The organism is Alteromonas sp. S015 (assembly GCF_036864485.1).
Classification (GTDB): Bacteria; Pseudomonadota; Gammaproteobacteria; order Enterobacterales; family Alteromonadaceae; genus Alteromonas.
The window spans coordinates 186,285-205,177 of sequence record NZ_JAZETO010000002.1; the positions used below are offsets into that span (position 1 = coordinate 186,285).

General features: G+C 45.5%; 12 protein-coding genes. 9 read left to right on the plus strand and 3 right to left on the minus strand.

Annotated elements, in window-relative coordinates; translation table 11 throughout:
- Positions 1 to 15 precede the first annotated feature (15 nt).
- The 9 genes from V7R42_RS04890 to V7R42_RS04930 all read left to right on the plus strand — a co-directional run bounded on the left by V7R42_RS04890 (position 16) and on the right by V7R42_RS04930 (position 13,133).
- Entirely contained in the window at positions 16 to 807 is a 792-nt protein-coding gene (locus tag V7R42_RS04890; protein ID WP_334019371.1) for a prolyl hydroxylase family protein, read from the plus strand.
- Positions 808 to 1,013: 206 nt separating this feature from the next.
- A complete protein-coding gene (locus tag V7R42_RS04895; protein WP_334019086.1) occupies positions 1,014 to 5,090 on the plus strand; it encodes a hypothetical protein in 4,077 nt (1,358 codons plus the stop codon).
- A gap of 97 nt (positions 5,091 to 5,187) precedes the next feature.
- The gene (locus tag V7R42_RS04900; protein WP_334019087.1) at positions 5,188 to 7,884 is read left to right on the plus strand and encodes a TonB-dependent receptor domain-containing protein; all 2,697 of its coding nucleotides are present in this window, start codon (positions 5,188 to 5,190) and stop codon (positions 7,882 to 7,884) included.
- 207 nt (positions 7,885 to 8,091) lie between these two features.
- Positions 8,092 to 8,850 carry a DUF3450 domain-containing protein gene (locus V7R42_RS04905; RefSeq protein WP_334019088.1) on the plus strand — a complete coding sequence of 253 codons (759 nt, stop codon included), beginning with the start codon at positions 8,092 to 8,094 and terminating at the stop codon, positions 8,848 to 8,850.
- 13 nt (positions 8,851 to 8,863) lie between these two features.
- Complete coding sequence (locus V7R42_RS04910; protein ID WP_334019089.1) at positions 8,864 to 10,228, plus strand: MotA/TolQ/ExbB proton channel family protein; 1,365 nt, start codon at positions 8,864 to 8,866, stop codon at positions 10,226 to 10,228.
- A gap of 2 nt (positions 10,229 to 10,230) precedes the next feature.
- Complete coding sequence (locus V7R42_RS04915; protein WP_334019090.1) at positions 10,231 to 10,749, plus strand: MotA/TolQ/ExbB proton channel family protein; 519 nt, start codon at positions 10,231 to 10,233, stop codon at positions 10,747 to 10,749.
- Between the two features lie 32 nt (positions 10,750 to 10,781).
- Entirely contained in the window at positions 10,782 to 11,189 is a 408-nt protein-coding gene (locus V7R42_RS04920) for an ExbD/TolR family protein (protein WP_012517280.1), read from the plus strand.
- Between the two features lie 3 nt (positions 11,190 to 11,192).
- Complete coding sequence (locus V7R42_RS04925) at positions 11,193 to 11,801, plus strand: energy transducer TonB (protein WP_202263574.1); 609 nt, start codon at positions 11,193 to 11,195, stop codon at positions 11,799 to 11,801.
- Between the two features lie 6 nt (positions 11,802 to 11,807).
- A complete protein-coding gene (locus V7R42_RS04930; protein WP_334019091.1) occupies positions 11,808 to 13,133 on the plus strand; it encodes a tetratricopeptide repeat protein in 1,326 nt (441 codons plus the stop codon).
- Positions 13,134 to 13,282: 149 nt separating this feature from the next.
- On the opposite strand, the gene V7R42_RS04935 is transcribed toward V7R42_RS04930, so the two are convergent.
- From V7R42_RS04935 to V7R42_RS04945, 3 genes are read right to left on the minus strand one after another with little or no spacing between them, the layout of a single operon-like run.
- On the minus strand, positions 13,283 to 14,371 hold the full coding sequence (locus tag V7R42_RS04935) for a response regulator (RefSeq protein WP_334019092.1): 1,089 nt from the start codon (positions 14,369 to 14,371) through the stop codon (positions 13,283 to 13,285).
- A complete protein-coding gene (locus tag V7R42_RS04940) occupies positions 14,364 to 17,663 on the minus strand; it encodes a PAS domain S-box protein (RefSeq protein WP_334019093.1) in 3,300 nt (1,099 codons plus the stop codon). The genes V7R42_RS04935 and V7R42_RS04940 overlap by 8 nt, the downstream gene beginning before the upstream one ends.
- Positions 17,660 to 18,724: an FIST signal transduction protein gene (locus tag V7R42_RS04945; RefSeq protein ID WP_334019094.1), complete on the minus strand. Its 1,065-nt coding sequence runs from the start codon at positions 18,722 to 18,724 to the stop codon at positions 17,660 to 17,662. Before V7R42_RS04945 ends, V7R42_RS04940 begins: the two co-directional genes overlap by 4 nt.
- Between the last annotated feature and the right edge of the window lie 169 nt (positions 18,725 to 18,893).

An 18,893-nucleotide genomic window follows, 5' to 3' on the forward strand; every position in this document is an offset into this window, starting at 1 on the left:
GAAATTGTGTCGTATATGCCACCGGCGTGGAAACAATGGGTTGTTAAATGCCTGCTTTCAAGAACTGCAGTACCTACTATTGTGGCGACACTAGTGGAAAACGGTTTTTCGCCCGAAACGATCAAGAAAGTGCTCGGCACTAATTTGCCCTCTGATTATCGGTTTTCACCCTCTTCAAGTTTCTATGAAGCGCTGGCAAAAAGTGCTATCACCCGCGTGGGGCAGGCTAAGCCCCTTGCAGAGCCCTATGACATTCAGCTGTTTGCGTACGATAACTTCTTGAGCAGTCAAGAGTGTGACGCTATTGTCGCACTAACTAAAGATAAACTCGCGCCCTCTGAATTGGCGGGCGCCGCCAGCGCTGATGACATTAGAACGTCTTCGACGTGTGAATTGGCCTTTCTCGGTAATGAGTTGGTTAAAGGTGTTGATCGTCGCATTGTTGCAGCGCTTCGTTTAGGCGTCGGGGAAGGGGAAGTTATTCAGGCTCAGCACTACAATGTGGGGGAGTACTATAAACCGCACTACGACTTCTTTCCGCCTGGTAGTCCACAGTACAAAGAACACTGCCAGTCGAGAGGGCAGCGAACATGGACATGCATGATTTATTTAAATGATCAATGCGAAGGCGGCCACACGCGTTTTACGAAGCTCGATATTGCCGTAAGCCCCAAAAAGGGAATGGCACTTTTTTGGAACAATTTGCTGCCCTCTGGCGACCCCAACCTTAACAGTATTCATTTCGCAGAGCCTGTTACTCGTGGTCACAAAACTGTCATAACCAAATGGTTTAGAACGAAAAACTAAACGTTCAAAACCTGATTTTTTGTTTTGTTTTTAACCAGTTCTTTTTTATCTATATGAAAAGTAATAGCTTTGTAGTTGCGTCAGTTCAACGCTGAAAAAGTTCAAATAAATTCGATAAGTTTTTTACTTTGTAACAAAAATGTCACTGATCTCCTTTACTCTCTAGCAAACCTTAGAATCCGTATTACAAAAATCTGGAGAATTTAATGGAAATTCGTAACATATTTAAGGTAAGTGCTATCACGACTGCGCTTGTCCTTGCAGGCTGCGGCGGTGACATCAATATTAATGAAGGTGACGAGGTCGTAGCACCAACTACACCAACAACTCCGACTACACCTACAACACCAACAACACCGACTACTCCTGATGTAGATACGCCTTTCTCTCTGGGCTTGGCTACTGACGTTTCAAGCGAATTCTCAGGAACAATTACAGACAAGCCTGTTTATCGTTTAGATACCGATTTAACTATCACTCAAGATATGACCTTAACGAACGATGCTCACTGGATCATCAAAGGTCGTACTGCGGTAGGTAATGATAATTCAGACCCAGCAGTGCTTAGTATTGAAGAAGGTACTACAGTAATCGGCGAAGACGGTGATGACTTCTTAGTTGTTCGTCGTGGCTCTCAAATTGACGCATCTGGTACGTCTTCAGCGCCTATCGTGATGACGTCGGTGCAGGATGTAACTGGTGAGGAAACTTCAATTGGTCAGTGGGGCGGTGTAGTTCTACTTGGTAACGCACCAACTAACCTTTGTAATACGGGTGACGATGCAGATACGTCTGACGAAGAACTTGCAAACTGTGGTGTTTCTGCAGAAGGTGATGCAGGTCTTTACGGCGGTAATAACCCAGAAGATAACTCAGGTACGCTAGAGTACGTTGTAGTTAAACATGCGGGTAAAGCACTGGCATCAGGCGACGAGCTAAACGGTATTTCATTCGCTGGTATCGGTTCAGGCACCACAGTTAACTATATTCAGGTTCACCAAAACCTTGATGACGGTATTGAATTCTTCGGTGGTACAGTTAACGTAAGTAACGTTGTACTTACTGATATCGGTGACGATTCACTAGATTGGTCATTTGGCTGGACTGGTAGCGCAACTAACGTTTATATCCAACAGTCAGCTGACGGTGGCGACAACGCAATCGAAGCGGATAACAACGAAGATAATCCGTCTTGGTTGCCGCTAACTAAGCCAACTATTTCAAACGTGACTATTGTAAGCGCTGATGGCACAAATGGCGTACGTTTGCGTAACGGTACGGCAGGTGTACTGTCAAATGTATTAGTAACAGGTTCAGCCCTTGCTAATAACTGCCTGCGCGTAAACGGTGACGAAGCAATTGCTAACGCTGAGTCGGGCGAGCTTTCTATCACTGATTCAATTGTTGCGTGTGAAACACCAGCGAACAACTTTGGTTCTGACACCATTAACGGTGGCACTACTCAAGCATGGTTTGAAGGCCAAGATGGCAACAGCGTTTTAGCTGCGTCTGCACTTATGCTTGAAGACAACGGTTACTTCCCAACAGAATCATCTCCTGTAGCACTTGGCGGCGGTCAGTATATCGGTGCATTTAACCCTAACGGCACAGACTGGACTGTGGGTTGGACTGTAGGCGTGAACGGCGGTTTCCCAACTGACGTTCAAAACGCATTTGCACAAGGTTTAGCGACAGACGTATCGGCTGACTTCGACCTAGACAAGCCAGTTTATGAAATTGCTGCAGACACTACATTCACATCTGATGTTACATTTACGAATGATGCTTACTGGCTAATTAAAGGCCGCACCGCTGTGGGTGAAGATAACGACGACAGCGCAACACTATACATCGAACAAGGTACGACTGTGTTTGGTGAGCAAGGAGATGACTTCTTGGTAGTGCGTCGTGGCTCAATGATTGAAGCTAACGGTACGGCGAGCGCGCCTATCACGTTTACCTCAGTTCAAGACCTTACGGGTGAGGAAACGGGTATCGGTCAATGGGGTGGTATCGTACTTCTAGGTAACGCACCAACTAACCTATGTAATACAGGTGACGATGCAGGTACATCTGACGCTGAACTTGCTGCGTGTGGCGCTCCTGCTGAAGGTAACGCGGGTCTTTACGGTGGTAATAACCCAGCAGATAGCACAGGTTCACTTCGCTACGTAGTGGTTAAGCATGCGGGTCGTGCCCTGGCAGCGGGTGACGAGCTAAATGGTATCTCATTTGCGGGTATCGGTTCAGGCACTAAAGTTGAGTATATTCAAGTTCACCAAAACTTGGATGACGGTATTGAGTTCTTTGGCGGTACAGTTAGCGTACGTAACGTTGTTTTAACTGATATCGGTGATGACTCACTAGACTGGTCTTTTGGTTGGACAGGTAACGCGCAAAACGTTTATATCCAACAATCAGCAGCTGGTGGCGACAACGCTATTGAGGCAGATAATAACGAAGACAACCCAGCGTGGCTTCCACTCACTAAGCCTACTATTTCTAACGTGACTATCGTTGGCGCTGACACAACTAACGGCGTACGTCTACGCAACGGTACTGCGGGTAACATTCGCAACCTAGTTGTTACCGCTGGTGAAGGTTACTCCAACTGCCTGCGTGTTAACGGTGACGAGTCAATTGCTAATGCAGTATCTGGCGAGCTTTCTGTAGAACATTCAGTGGTTGCTTGTGAAGCTGGTGATAACTTTGGTTCAGATACTATCGGTGGCGAAACTACTCAAGCATGGTTTGAAGGTCAAACGGGCAACAGCGTACTTACTGCTGACGCACTAATGCTTTCTAACGATGGCTTTACACCACGTTCTGGTTCACCACTTCTTGGTGCGGGCGTTGATGTATCAGAAGAGAATGACTTCTTTGCGGCAACTGACTATATCGGTGCATTTGATGGTGACAATAACTGGATGGACGGTTGGACTGTTGCGGTAAATGATAGCATTCCATCTGACGTTACAACGGCACTAGAACAAGGCTTAGCGACTGACGTGTCTGCTAGCTTCCCTGATATCACTGACAAGCCTGTTTATCAGCTGACTACTGACACTGTATTTACTACTGATGTATCGCTAACGAATGATGCTCACTGGTTAATTAAAGGTCGTACAGCGGTAGGCGAAGACAATTCCAGCAGCGCAACGCTATACATCCAGCGAGGTACTACAGTATTTGGTGAAGACGGTGACGACTTCCTGGTTGTTCGTCGTGGCTCTAAGATTGAAGCATCTGGTACCGCAACCCTTCCTATTACCTTCACGTCTTCTGAAGATATGACTGGAGGCGAAACTGGAATCGGTCAGTGGGGTGGATTGGTTATTCTAGGTAATGCACCTACTAACCTTTGTAATACCGGTGATGACGATGAGACGTCTGCAGAGGAACTTGCTAGCTGTGGAACAGCGGCAGAGGGTAACGCAGGCCTCTATGGTGGCCCTGACAGTGAAGATGACTCAGGTACGCTACGCTACGTTGTTGTTAAACACGCAGGTAAAGCACTAGCCGCAGGCGATGAACTAAACGGTATTTCATTTGCAGGTGTAGGTAGCGGTACTGAAGTTGACTTCATTCACGTTCACCAAAACCTGGATGACGGCGTAGAGTTCTTCGGCGGAGCAGTAAATGTGAGCCACTTGGTACTTACTGCAATCGGTGATGACTCTCTAGATTGGTCGTTTGGTTGGACGGGTAAAGCGCAGTATGTGGTTATCAAGCAAGATGCTGAGGGCGGCGACAATGCGTTCGAAGCAGACAACAACGAAGACAACCCATCGTGGACACCGCTTACAACGCCCACTGTATCTAACGTGACTATTTTAGGTGCGGATGGTACAAACGGTGTACGTTTACGCAACGGTACAGCGGGTACCATCAAAAACCTAGTGGTTACCGGTGGCGATAACTACAGCAACTGTCTACGAGTAAACGGTGATGAGTCCATTGCTAATGCAGCAGCGGGTTCGCTAACAATGACACATTCAACGGTTGCTTGTTCATCGGCGAGCGCATTTGGTTCAGATACAATTGGTACGGACAGCACGCAAGAGTGGTTTGAAGGCCAAGATAGCAACAGCGTACTTGCTAATACAGCAGCACTTGGCTTTGATTCAACAGGTTTCGTACCAGCAAGCAATTCAGTCTTATTAGGCTCAGGCTTCGACGCTTCTACTTTGGACGCTTTCTTTGATAGCACAGACTTCCAAGGTGCTTTTGACGGCGAGTCTGACTGGACACTGGGTTGGGTAACAGTTGGTCTTCAAGACTAACAAGCAAACGGTAAACACAGTAAAGCTAAGGCGTTTGTACGCCTTAGCTTTTGTGTAAACGCAGCTACCTGATTACAGTTCCTTAGGAGTTACCATAATGAAAAATAAACAAACGTCAGTATTCAAAGTCGGTGGACTTTCGCTGGCTATCGCGTCCATTCTAGGCGCAAGCGCGTTACCGTTATCAGCAGTAGCACAGCAGTCAGAAGACGAAGTTATTGAAGAAGTTGTTGCCACGGGCACGCGACTTAAAGGTACCGCTACTGCGGTATTACAAGAGCGTCAGAATCAGGCGTTCGTTGCTGATATTCTTGGCGCAGAGCAAATTTCTCGTACCGGTGACGGCGACGCCGCCGCTGCACTTCGACGTGTAACTGGTCTTACGCTTGTTGACGGTAAATTTATCTACGTTCGTGGTTTGGGTGAGCGTTATTCAAGTACACAGTTGAATGGCATGACGGTACCAAGCCCAGATCCGACGCGTTCGGTCGTACCGCTTGATTTATTTCCTTCAAGCATCATTGAAAGCCTGAACGTTCAGAAATCTTACTCACCAAATATGCCTGGGCACTTTGGTGGCGGTAACGTTAACATTCGCACCAAATCAATTCCCTCTGAGTTTGTTTTTAATGTTAGAGCGGGCGGTGGTTGGAATACGCAAAACAGCGACACCGGTGTTTTCTATTCTGGTGGTGGCGACGATTGGACAGGTCGTGACGACGGCACCCGAGCACTGCCTGATATTATTAGTTCAGGCCTTGCAGCAAACGGTTCTGCTGGTTTTGAAGGCGACCGCACAAGAACACTTGCTGAAACTCAAGATATCCTGAGTTCATTTAACTGGGACATTGGCCCAGATGAAAAATCTGTCGATCCAAACTTCAGTCTTGGGTCTACCATTGGTAATAACTATGTATTTGACAACGACTCTGTATTAGGTTTCTTAGCAACGGTTTCATACAGCAATGAATGGACGGTTGCCGAAGAGATGCTAGGTAACGATATCGGTGGCGGTCAGGAAAATCCGCGTTTTACTAAATATCGTGATATGGTGTCTACTGAGCAAAATGTGCGTTGGAGTGGTATGTTCAACGTGGGTTATGAATACAACAGCAACCACAAAGTAGAACTTGTGAACATGATCCTTCACGACATGCGTGATCGTGTTCGCGATGGATACTACTTCGACGAAAGTGAATCTAACCCTGGCGTGGAAGAGTTCCGCCGCATGGACATTATTTTCGAAGAACGTGAAATGGTGTCTTCGCAGCTTAAAGGTACGCACAACTTCCTTAACTTGTTAGATGGTGTGTTTTTTGATTGGTACGTTGGAACTAGCCGAGCGTCTCGTGAAGCACCAGACATCATGGAAGTAACATTTCAGCAGTTCTACGATGAATCAGGTGCATTAGAACTAGAGCGTCTTGATGATACGCCGGGAACAAACCTTAACCGTCAATATCAGGTTCTTTATGATGAGTCTGATACCTATGGGTTCAATGTGTCTACCGCGTTCTTCGGTGAAGGCTACGACATTGAACTTAAAGCCGGTATGGATTACTACGACAAAACCCGTGACGGTAACAATATCGATTTAGCAATTCGTCATTTCGGTATTTCTTCTGATTTTAAAGAAGGCGATCGCTTGGATGAAATTTTCTCAAGCGATAATATTTATAACGACGACTTCTACACTAGCTCAACGGGGCGTTCTGTGTTTCAGGACAACACCGGTGCAGGTGATAAGTACTCAGCGGCAACCAAACTTACCGCAGGCTATTTCATGGTTGATGCATTCTTCAACCAGAAGTTTCGCGTAAGTGGCGGTGCACGTTATGAAGACTTCCAGCAAGTATCGATTCCATTTGTCGAGCACTCAGATACGTTTGCAGATGATACTGATGCCATCGTTGACAGCATCTACAATGAATCTGATGTTCTTCCGTCATTGGCTTTCACTTATATTCCAAGCGAAGAAATGCAGTATCGTTTTAACGTTAGCCAAACGTTAATCCGTCCTGACTTGCGTGACATCAGCTCAACTTTCTTTATTGACCCGCTAACAGAATTCTTGGTACGAGGTTCACCGTCATTGGTTGAAACTGAATTGACCAATATCGACTTCCGTTGGGAGTGGTATATGTCTCAGGGGAACAACCTGTCTATTGCCCTTTTCTATAAAGATATGGAAAACCCTATCGAGATGGTGCAGTTCGATGGCGGTGAAGGTGTACCTCAGCTACTAACGGCTAACGGTCAGGAAGGTGAGTTGTACGGTATCGAGTTTGAATTCTTACACGACTTAGGTTTTATTGGTGATAACTTTAGTAACTTCTTTGTATCAGGAAACATGACACTCTCTGATTCAGAAGTAACCATTGGCAGCGGAGATCAAGAGTCACTGTTCTCTCAACAAGCGCGTGAAGCTTACGGTGGTACTATCACAGCGACTATTACCAATGACAAACGTCGTCTAGTGGGTCACTCAGAGTGGGTTGCTAATCTTCAGTTAGGTTGGGATTCTGATAACGGTGAGCATTCAGCGTCATTAGTTTATAACTCATTTGGCGAGCGTATCATTGCGCCGGGCGTTCGTGGTTTTGAAGATGGTATTGAAAAACCGTTCCATTCATTGGATGCCGTTTATACCTACTATCCTGACTTCAACACAACAGTTAAATTACGTGTGCAGAACATTTTCAACGATGAAAAAGAAATTGAGCAAGAAGGTCTTACGCTGCGTAAGCTAAGCGTAGGTACAGGTATAAACGCTTCAATAACTTATAATTTCTAAGAAAATGCATCAAGTTGTGCTTCCTTAAAAAGGGAGCGTTAACAACCACCTAAAGCCCGGTTTACTTGCCGGGCTTTTGTATTTGTGACAATAGTCTTCGATTTATGACAGTTCCGTAATAAAACTGTCACAGAAAACTCCTATCCTACGCGCAGAAATTTATAGTCGGACAAATCCGATTTCTTTTAACTTTAAAGGTTTGAATGTATGAAGCTTATCAATGCCTTGCTTGTGGCAGGTGCGCTAGCAGCGACACCCGTACTTGCACAAGACGATGAAGTCTTAAAACCCGTTGTCGATGAGGCAGCGAAAATAAACGAGTCAGCGGCGAAATCGCAAGAGAAGATTAACGGTATTACCGATCAAATCGACAGCAAACTTCAACAGTTCAAAACATTGATGAAAGAGATTGAAGGTCTTGAGGTTTATAACATTCAGCTTCGTAAGCAAATCAATAACCAAGAACAAGAAATGGCAGACTTAAACGCTGCTATCGACGAAGTTTCTGTGGTTGAGCGTCAAATCACGCCACTAATGATGCGCATGATTGACGGCCTAGAGCAGTTCGTAGCACTAGACGTTCCTTTTCTTCCAGAAGAGCGCGCAAACCGTGTAGCTGACCTTCGTGCCATGATGGACCGTGCCGACGTTGCGGCGTCTGAAAAATTCCGTCGTGTAATGGAAGCGTACCAAGTAGAGATGGACTACGGCCGCACTATGGAAGCGTATAGCGGTATTCATTCAATTAACGGTCAAGAGCGTGACGTTGAATTCCTACGCCTTGGTCGTACAGCGCTAATTTACCAAACACGTGATGCAAGCATGCAGGGTGTTTGGAACAAGCAAACCCGTCAGTGGGAAGAGCTTGATAGCAGCTACCGTACACAAATTACAAAAGGTCTGCGCATGGCGAAGAAGCAACTTGCACCAGACTTGCTAATGCTGCCAGTGGCAATTACAGACTAAGAGGTTGATGAGAATGTTTAACACAGTAAAACGTATCGCTGTTGGTCTAGCAGCCCTTAGCATCAGCGTTGGTGCTTTCGCACAGAGCGACCGTGCCATGGACTTAGACGCACTTCTTAAGCAACTAGAAGAAGGTCAGTTCGCACAGTCACAGCAAAACAAACAGCGTGAGCGTGATTTCCAAGCGCAACGTGCAGAGCAAGATCGCATTCTTCGCGAAACACGTGAAAAGCGTGACCAAATGCTTGCGCAATCAGAGCAGCTAGAAACTCAATTTGAAGAAAACGAATTTAAACTGGCTGACTTAAATGGTGCACTAGACACGCGTCTTGGTTCACTTAAAGAGCTATTCGGTGTACTTCAGCAAATCGCTGGCGACACCAAAAACAAATTCTATAACTCTGTTATCTCTGCACAAATCCCTGGCCGTGCTGCGTTCTTAGACGAAATGGCACAAGACATGGGTTCAAGCTCTAAGCTAGCATCAATTGAAGAAATTGAGCGTGTTTGGTTTGAAATGCAGCGTGAAATGACTGAAGCCGGCAAGGTGACCACTTTTACAACCGACGTTGTTGAAGCGGGTGGTGAGAAAGTGAATAAGTCTGTTGTACGTGTAGGTCCGTTTGCCCTTGTAGCCGACGGTAAATACCTAGACTACAACGGCGTAACTGGCACAGTATCTGAACTAGTACGTCAACCAGCTGACCGTTACATGGACTCAGCTGCAGAGCTTCAAGCATCAAATGGCGAACTAGTGCAGTTCGGTATCGACCCAACAGGTGGTTCAATTCTAGGTCTCCTTGTTCAAGCGCCTAATCTTAAAGAGCGTGTAGAGCAGGGGGGTGTTGTAGGTTACATCATTCTTATCGTTGGTGCTTTCGGTCTTCTATTAGCTATCGAACGTTTAGTAACACTGACGCTAACACGTATGAAAGTGAACAAGCAGCTTAAGAGCAAAGAAGTTAATACAAACAACCCACTTGGCCGTGTACTTAAAGTACGTGACGAGCACCCAGATGCAGACGTTGAAGCGCTTGAGCTTCACTTAACTGAAGCTATCTTGGGCGAAGTACCTAAGCTAGGTCGTAACCTAACTATCATCAAGATTATCTCAGTAGTAGCACCGCTTATGGGTCTACTAGGTACGGTAACCGGTATGATCAACACCTTCCAAGCAATTACCTTGTTCGGTACAGGTGACCCGAAACTAATGGCGGGTGGTATTTCAACCGCACTTGTCACAACAGTACTAGGTCTTGTTGTAGCGATTCCAATGACACTGCTTTATGCAATGCTTAACACACGTTCTAAGAACATTGTGTACATCCTACAAGAACAGGCGTCTGGCGTAATTGCAGAGCGCGCTGAGCGAGGCTAATCATGATCGAGTTTCTAGAAGCAATTCGCGATTTCACAGAAACAGGTGGCCAGGTTCTCCTGGTCATCGGTCTGCTGATATTCGTTATGTGGCTTTTGATCCTCGAGCGTGCGATGTATCTGATGGTTTGGCACAAGCAAGCCAAGAAAGAAGCAATAGCAATGTGGACTGCACGTAGCGATCGCTCTTCTTGGTTCGCTGAACAAGTTCGTCAGAAAACAATTTCACAGTTAACCATGCGCCTTAATGGCAGCATCCCAATTATCCAGTCACTGGTTGCGCTTTGTCCGCTTCTGGGCTTGATGGGAACGGTTACCGGTATGATTGAAGTATTCGATGTAATGGCAATTGCGGGTTCAGGTAATGCTCGTTCAATGGCATCAGGTGTATCGAAAGCCACTATCCCGACAATGGCGGGCATGGTTGGCGCACTTTCAGGCGTATTTGCCGCTACCTGGTTAACTCGTATGGTGAAATCAGAACGCACGCATCTTGAGGATGCATTGACTATTCAACGTTAATGCTAGCTAAGCATTAAGGTAAGGTATTTATTATGAAGCAGCACTTTCAAAACTTAGTCGATGAGGAAGAAGCAAACATCGACATGACGCCCATGCTGGACGTTGTATTTATCATGTTGATCTTCTTCATTGTGACTGCGTCATTTGTGAAAGAAGCGGGTATTGATGTTAACCGTCCAGAAGCAGCGACTGCTGTGAAGAAGGATCGCGCTAACATTCTTATCGCTATTTCAGATAAAGGCGAAATTTGGATTAACAAGCGCCGCATTGACGTTCGCGCAGTGCAAGCAAACATTGAGCGACTACATGCTGAAAACCCGCAGGGTACTGTTGTTATCCAGGCTGACAAAAAGGCCACAACAGAAACCTTGATTAAGGTAATGGACGCGTCGCGAGCCGCTGGCGTTTACGATGTTTCGATTGCAGCCCAAGAGCAATAAATCATGCCACGATATTTAATCGCATTTGTTATTTCCCTTGCGATCACGTTAGGCCTGTTCTTCTTGATGCAATCGCTTATCAAGATGGGTGGCAGTGCGCTAACGGAACCGCCTAAGGGAAGCGTGCTTGACTTTGTTCGCGTTAAGCAGGACGAACAAGTTGAGAAAAAAGATCGTAAGCCGAAAAAGCCACCTAAGCCTGAAGAGCCGCCCCCGCAAATGGAGCAGCCTCAAATGGACTCACCGTCGCCAGATGCAGAAGGGACGTCGATGGACTTTGGTGCTGAAGTGGGCGACGACATCTCACTAGAGGGTGGTTTAGCTCTTGAGTCTGGTGATGGCGAGTACCTTCCAATTGTTAAGGTGGCGCCAGTATACCCAAGACGTGCACTTCAACGGGGTATTGAAGGCTTTGTTATCGTCGAATTCACGGTAACCAAACAAGGCGCGGTGCGCGATCCAATCGTTGTTGAAGCCAACCCACAAGGTATTTTTGAACAAGCGGCAATTGATGCGGCAATGAAGTTTAAATACAAGCCTCGTGTGGTAAATGGTGAAGCTACCGAAGTATCGGGTGTTCAAAACCGTATTACGTTCCAAATTGACGGGTAACAGATCATGATGAGAAAACAGACGAATACATTGCTTAGTGCACTGGCGTTTGCATTTGCATCGGCCATTGTATCTGTACCGAGCATGCTGGTTGCGACGGACGCTGTAGCCCAAGAGCAAAAAGCCATTGAGAAGAAAACGCGCCGTGTACCAACGCTACGCGGCAAGGTTTATGAGCAGCTAGCGCGTGCACAAACAGCGGCAGATGAAGCGGGTAACGTTGAAGAAGCTATCGCTATTTTGAAAGAAGTAGAAGATAAGTCTGACTCAATGAATGCCTACGAAAAAGCCATGATGTACAACTTTTTCGGCTTCATTTATTACAACAACGAAGACTATGCAAAGGCGTTGGAATCGTTTGCCAAAGTGGTAGAGCAGCAGCCCATTCCTGAAAAGTTCGAAATGACCACGCTTTTCAGTTTGGCCCAGCTTAACCTTATGCAAGGTAATTACGACGATACCATCACTTATTTAGAACGTTGGGAAAGTCTGAATACGGGCCCAGTACCGGTTAAAAACAAAGTGATAAAAGCGCAGGCGTACTATCAAAACAAAAAGTACGATGAAGCTGCAATGTGGATTTCTGAAGCGGTGGCCGACCACGAAGCGGAAGGTATGATCCCAGACGAAGGCTGGTTAATTCTTCAACGTGCTATCTTCTACGAACTCAAGCAGCCTGAGAAGGTAAAAGACGTGTTAGTTAAGATGGTTAAGTTGTTTGACGAGCCTAAGTATTGGATCCAGCTGGCCGGCATGTACGGTGAGCTAGGCGAAGAGCGCAAGCAGCTAGCGATAATGGAAACCGCTTATCAGCGTGGGTTCGTTAATACATCCGCTGATGTGTTCAATATGGCGCAGCTTTATTACTATCATCGCGTGCCATATAAAGGGGCCAAGTTGATGGAGCAGGCGATGAACGACGGCGTACTTGAGAAAAACTTGCGCAACCTTAAGTTTTTAGGTCAAAGTTGGTCACTAGCCAAAGAGCAAGACAAAGCAATACCCGTTATGATGCAAGCGGCTGAGCTGTCGGAAGACGGTGAGTTAGATGCACAGTTAGCGCAAATTCTTCTTAATGAAGAGCGCTTTGATGACGCAATTGCAGCGGCCGACCGCGCGGTTGAAAAAGGCGAGTTGAGAAACCCTGGTTTGGTCTACTTGATAAAGGGCATGGCACTTTACAATAAAAAGCAATATGCCCTTGCGCTTAACCAGCTGGCGGAAGCAGAAAAGCACCAGAAAAGCCGTGCTATGGCACAGCAATGGAAGCAGTTTGTGCAGGGCGAAAAACGCCAGGCTGACGCTATCGCTGCCGAGCTTGGAGCCAGTTAGCCGTTCGCATAAAAGATGGAATCAGTTGAAAGGTCGATAGAAAATATCGACCTTTTTTTTATCTTGTTTTTTATACGTTAATCGATAAGCCGTGTATGTACTTGTCTTTAATAGGTCTTAGGCGGTTGGTATGCCCAAGGTCTCTTGAATTAAGAGGAGGGAGGCAGTAAGTCGCTTACTGATGCCATCTGTCCCTCGGCTTCTAGCTGGTTCCAATACTTTTTGGTGTCTAAGATTTCTTGTTTAATAGAGATAAAAGATGCCACTAAATTTGGGTCGAAATGCTTGCCTGCGCCCTCTAGTAAATAATTAAACGCTTCGTCATCAGACCATGCTTTTTTATAAGGACGCTTCATGGTAAGTGCATCAAATACGTCTGCAATTGCGACAATACGAGCGCTCTGAGGAATGTCTTCACCCGCTAAGCCTTCAGGATAGCCGGTGCCGTTCCACTTTTCGTGATGACATAAAGCAATCTCCGCCGCAAGGTTAAACAAGGGAGTATCGCACTGTGATAGAATTTTGTGACCAATTTGTGCATGTGTGCGCATGACTTCCATTTCACTATTTATTAGTCGGCGGGGCGCTTTTAAAATTGCGTCAGGAATGCCGATTTTACCTGTGTCATGCATAGGCGCAGCTTGTGCTAACAAGCAAGCATCGTCGTAGGACCAGCCGCAGGCGATAGCTAAGCACTTGCTGTAAGCTGCCATACGCCAAATATGATGCCCTGTATCTGTGTCGTTATAATGGCCTGCCGCGGCTAACATGGTAATGGCACTTTGCTGGCTTTTACTGAGTTCTTCTGTGCGCTTAGCCACTAGTTTTTCGGTGGTACGCATTTGGTGAGCAAGGCTAATATGTGTTTTCACGCGCGCAAGTGTAATGCTTGGTGAGACGGGTTTAGTTATGTAGTCTACTGCACCAAGTTTGAACCCCTCTTCTTCGCTTTCGCCTTGGGTCAACGCCGTGACAAAAATGACTGGGATTTGGCTTAGTAGCCTATCTGTTTTTAGCTGCTTGCAAACTTCAAATCCGTCCATTCCCGGCATCATAATATCTAATAATATGAGATCTGGCGTAAACTGCTGCACTACTTTGAGCGCAACAGATCCAGAGGGGGCGACCTTGACGTCATAGTAAGGGCTAAGTATGCCAAGTAATATATCGATATTGGCGGGCTCGTCGTCGACAACAAGCACGCTGAATCTACAGTTTTTGGGTTTCGGCTCATTCATCACTAATTTTGTCTATCAACTGGTTAATTAAGACTAAAGCCCCTTCAAAATCATAAACAGACGCAAGCTGCTTAAGTCGATTTATCTCAATCACAAAACGAGATTCTGAATGCTGTGCAGCAAAACTCGATATGTATTCAAGGGCTTTGGCATCATAGATTTCTAACGCATTTTTAATGGTATCTAAGCTTGCAAGAATAGATGCTTCATCCAGGTTTTCATTCGAACATTCACCAGCTTTTAGCGTGCCTTTATTTAGCGTGTGCGCTATGAGGCGAAGCGTTGCATCTAGCTCAAAAGACAGGGTTGAAACATGTTTTGCAATGATTGCATCTGGCCTCTCGCCTGCCTCGATAAGAATATGTAGACACTGCGCTAGGGTCGAGGCCCCAATGTGTTGCGCATCGTCATATAATTCTTTTAGCAGTAGATTATCAACGGAAGGTGAGTGAAAAATGTTGAGCAAATCTGACATTATGCTTCGCTGACTGTACTTATGGTAAAAAGCCACCAATGAAGAAATGAAAGGGCTGGGATCATTAGGAATGGTTACTTCGATGTAACCTGCGTGGATGTTGGTATCTATGGTATGAATGATTTCATCTGCTTTAGCTGGTTTCACCAAATGAAAACACATCCCTGCAGCAAGGGCTTTTTCTGAAGCTTCCTGCGTTTCATCTGCACTTAGTGCAATAATGGGGGCGGTCCAGCCATGCTGTTGAGACAGTGTCTCTGCGATGTCGTATCCAGAAATATCGGGCAGGTGGCAATCAAGCAAAAGTGCGTCAAACTTTAACGTTTCACAAAGCGCGATGGCTTGTTTTCCTGTGGTGGCTGTAGCCACAGTTATACCTAAGTCGCTAAGTATTTGCTGACTAATTTCTACACTTATGGGGTCGTCGTCAACCACTAACACCTGCTTGTCTGATAACCGAGTAGTGCGCCACTTCTTGCTTTCTAAACCGTCCGTTGACTGCTGCTTTGCAGACGTTTGATGCGGTGAAAGGGCAGACACGAGGTCGCTATCAATAAAGGGAAGCTCTATAATTTTAAGATCGGTAGGTAAAATTTGTCCCAATCTTTTCTGAACCTCCAGACGGCTGAATGAGCTTATCAAAGCACGTATGTTAATGTTGCTGTATTCTCCAGCTTCTAATTTATTGGAGAAACGGCTCCAACTACCCTCATCGTTGCTCAAAAACGCCACGCTCAAAGGCGCGCTATCTGGAAGCTCGTTATTGATTTCATCTACTATCTGGCAGTGAATACCCAGTTTCCTTAGCGTGTTGCTAAGTACCTCACACCCAAGTTTTACGCTCTTATGTGTCTGGATACATACAATATTTTTAGGCAGTGAGACCGGCAACAGAGGCTTGGTTTTGTCCTTTTCGTTTAGACAAATAGGTAGTGAGAATGAAAAGCGGCTTCCTTCGTTAGTTTTACTTTCTAGCGCTAAGGTTCCGCCCATTAATTCTACCAAGCGTTTACATATAGTTAGACCTAAACCGGTGCCGCCGAACTTTCGTGAAATAGAGGCATCAGCCTGAACAAATGCATTGAATAGTTTAGATTTTCCCTCATCACTTATACCCATCCCAGTGTCCGACACGCAAAACATCAGCATAGAACCTTTCCGTTCCACAAAGAGTGTTACGGTTCCCTTATCAGTGAACTTTATGGCATTACTAAGAAGGTTCAGTAGTACCTGATAAATTTTTTCGCTATCACCGTGGCAGCGGATATTTGCATTACAGCGAATGTCGAAAATAAGCTGAAGTTGCTTTTGTTGCGCTTTGACTTGAAATACTTGCGCTAGTTTTTCGATAGTTCTTGTTAGCGTGAAAGGCTCGTCAATGATCTCGATTTTATTTGCTTCTACTTTTGAGAAATCTAAAATACTGTCGATGAGTTCGAGTAGTGCATTCGAGCTGTTCTGAACCTTCTCTAAATACTGTTGCTGCTGGTCGCTGTCTTGTGACTCCAGTGCTAAGTGGGTTAACCCAATGATGGCATTCATTGGTGTTCTAATTTCATGGCTCATCGTAGCGAGAAAGTCACTTTTTGCTTTATTGGCGCTTTGGGCTTCATCGTAGGCTTTCTGGAGCTTTTGTTCGATGGCTTTTTGGCTGCTGATGTCATTGAAAACCCCAACATGTCCGTCAGGCTTGCCTTCTTTATCGAAAAGCGGCACGGCGACAATAGAAATAGGGAATAGGCGACCTCGTTTGTCAGTAAAAAAATCTTCATAAGAGGTGTACGACACTCCGCTCTTAATCGTTAAGTTTACTGGGCATTGTTCTCTGGAAAGTAGCGTACCATCACCTTTTTGGTAGTGAACCGTGTCGTGGAAGCGTCTATCTTGTAACTCTTCAAGGGTCCACCCAAGTAGACGAGAAGCAGTGGGGTTAAGGAATTGTGTTGTACCTTCACCGTTAACCGCGTAAACGCCTTCACCTATACTATTGGTAATGCTCTCATGAAAAGCTCTGTCCTCTTTTAACCTTCTGGCGAGACGCTTTTGTTCTGACATATCAGTACAAATGACCACAAGACGATTCACCCGTTGGTTGTACTCAACGATAGGGACAACGGTTGCAAAGACAGTCCAAGGCTTACCATCTTTAGTAAAGCTATTGAGTTCTCCTTGCCAAATCTCCCCCTTAACCAGTGCTCCTAGTATTTCGACTTGTTCTGTACGCGAAATATTTTCTATGCGGAAAATAGCGGTACTTTGTCCTATTAATTCTTCACGAGTATAGCCTGAAAGCTGACAGCACTTATCGTTTGCTGATAATAAGGTGCCTTTGAGATCGATAGTTGCGACAACACCGTGCTTATCCATCGCTTTTCGCTGCAACAGCAGTTCGTTATTTGCGTTTTTTTGTTCTCGTATGAGCTCGTACATGAGTGAAGAAAGATCTGATAGATTAGTAAAGTTTTTATCTATTAGAGGCTTGCCTCGTTCTTCTAAAAGCTGATTTACCGCTAGCCGCAGGGTTTCGACAACCGTTTTTTGCTCGTTAAATTCCTCGCGCACTTTTCTGTTTACAGCAATGAGCTCTTCTGAGCTGATATGCAAACTTCTATCTCTTAACTTGATATCTCTTTCGTTGAAGGTATAAGACTCGTCTATACGACGAATGAGAGCTGCAAGACCCTGTTTAAGTGCTTGATGAGTGAAACTCGTGTCATCATCGCTTTCATCACTAAGGTGGGTCAGCCACTGTTCGAGCGATACGGCGTCGTCAAGCTGAAAGGCTCGGCGCAACTGACGCTCTAATAGCGAGTTCAATGCGCCTCCCTCAATAACATGAGAGTGAATGTTTGGTTGTGCAATTCACAGTGGGAGCCACTACATGATGGACTGATCTCTCCATACGAATAGAATCCAGCAATATTTGTATTGTCGCTTAATTGTCTATTCAACTCTTCAATCTCTTCTTCAACTCGGTCACCCATGACTAATTTTCTTCCCACGCAGCTCGTTACTAGGGCCAAAGAATGTGAGTCTTCGTCTTGATTTTTTTTCACAATAGGTGCGATCGCATCAATAGCACCGCTAATGAGATCATCGGTTGATGCATTCATAAGGCGTAAATATTGGTTTTCATTGACTTCACCAGCCAAAACTAAGCTTTTACTTTGTTCGTCGACACCCAGAATAGTTCTTATGATTCCCGTTGGTTCGCCGTGTTCATCAAGTACTTCAAAAGGGAACAAAAGTCCACTTGCTGGTAAGTCCTCTGCGTATTCACCTAAGTATGCTTTGTAAATATCAAGTGCCGGCTTGTCGTCAAGTTCGAACAGCAAATTCGCTTTTGCAGAAGCCACTCTGCGCGCAGGACCAAATGACCGCCATCCACCACGAGCGCTGTAGTCAAAAGTAAGTGACTCACCGTAAAAGGCAACCGCAACAACACTACGACTATCGATGCCATTGGGATGCAGTACGTATGTTTGTTCGAATGCGCCATCATCGCCAGCAAGGCCGCCACTTATTCCTACGTTTTGTGATAAGTTGATCGTAATGCCTTTAAGCAACGCTGACCCATTTATTTCAACACCAGGTGCCAGTATATAAATACCTTTTAGGCCCTTCTGCTCAATCCTGCTTGCAATCAACTGACCGGTTTCAAAAGAAGACGACATGTCGTTCAACATTGTTTGGTGTATTTTTGCGTATGAGGAAGACTCAAAACGCACGACAACGACAGAGATAGCATTGGTGGTTACCCGGTTATCCGAAATTTCACCCGCTGTACTACAGCCAACGCAGTTAGCGCACACATCACTTACTATAAGATATAGCTGGGGAGAGGTAAGAAATGGTACCGATGCGTATACAATTAGCATGGAAGGGGCGAACGCTCTCAGTGCGTCACTTTCTTGTTTTAACTCGTCTAAACTATGAAAAAAGAACGTCTTTGAAAGCATTATTAGTAAAGGTTAACTGTAGCGTTCTTTAGTTATAGTAAGAGGCGCGCCAATTTACAATGTTGAGGCGTTATCCTTTGGTAGCAAT

Bases quoted from the DNA above. Each gene is read 5' to 3' on its own strand.
- V7R42_RS04890 (WP_334019371.1), top strand. From the start codon at position 16: ATGCCACCGGCGTGGAAACAATGGGTTGTTAAATGCCTGCTTTCAAGA.
- V7R42_RS04895 (WP_334019086.1), top strand. From the start codon at position 1,014: ATGGAAATTCGTAACATATTTAAGGTAAGTGCTATCACGACTGCGCTT.
- V7R42_RS04900 (WP_334019087.1), top strand. From the start codon at position 5,188: ATGAAAAATAAACAAACGTCAGTATTCAAAGTCGGTGGACTTTCGCTG.
- V7R42_RS04905 (WP_334019088.1), top strand. From the start codon at position 8,092: ATGAAGCTTATCAATGCCTTGCTTGTGGCAGGTGCGCTAGCAGCGACA.
- V7R42_RS04910 (WP_334019089.1), top strand. From the start codon at position 8,864: ATGTTTAACACAGTAAAACGTATCGCTGTTGGTCTAGCAGCCCTTAGC.
- V7R42_RS04915 (WP_334019090.1), top strand. From the start codon at position 10,231: ATGATCGAGTTTCTAGAAGCAATTCGCGATTTCACAGAAACAGGTGGC.
- V7R42_RS04920 (WP_012517280.1), top strand. From the start codon at position 10,782: ATGAAGCAGCACTTTCAAAACTTAGTCGATGAGGAAGAAGCAAACATC.
- V7R42_RS04925 (WP_202263574.1), top strand. From the start codon at position 11,193: ATGCCACGATATTTAATCGCATTTGTTATTTCCCTTGCGATCACGTTA.
- V7R42_RS04930 (WP_334019091.1), top strand. From the start codon at position 11,808: ATGATGAGAAAACAGACGAATACATTGCTTAGTGCACTGGCGTTTGCA.
- V7R42_RS04935 (WP_334019092.1), bottom strand. From the start codon at position 14,371: ATGAATGAGCCGAAACCCAAAAACTGTAGATTCAGCGTGCTTGTTGTC.
- V7R42_RS04945 (WP_334019094.1), bottom strand. From the start codon at position 18,724: ATGCTAATTGTATACGCATCGGTACCATTTCTTACCTCTCCCCAGCTA.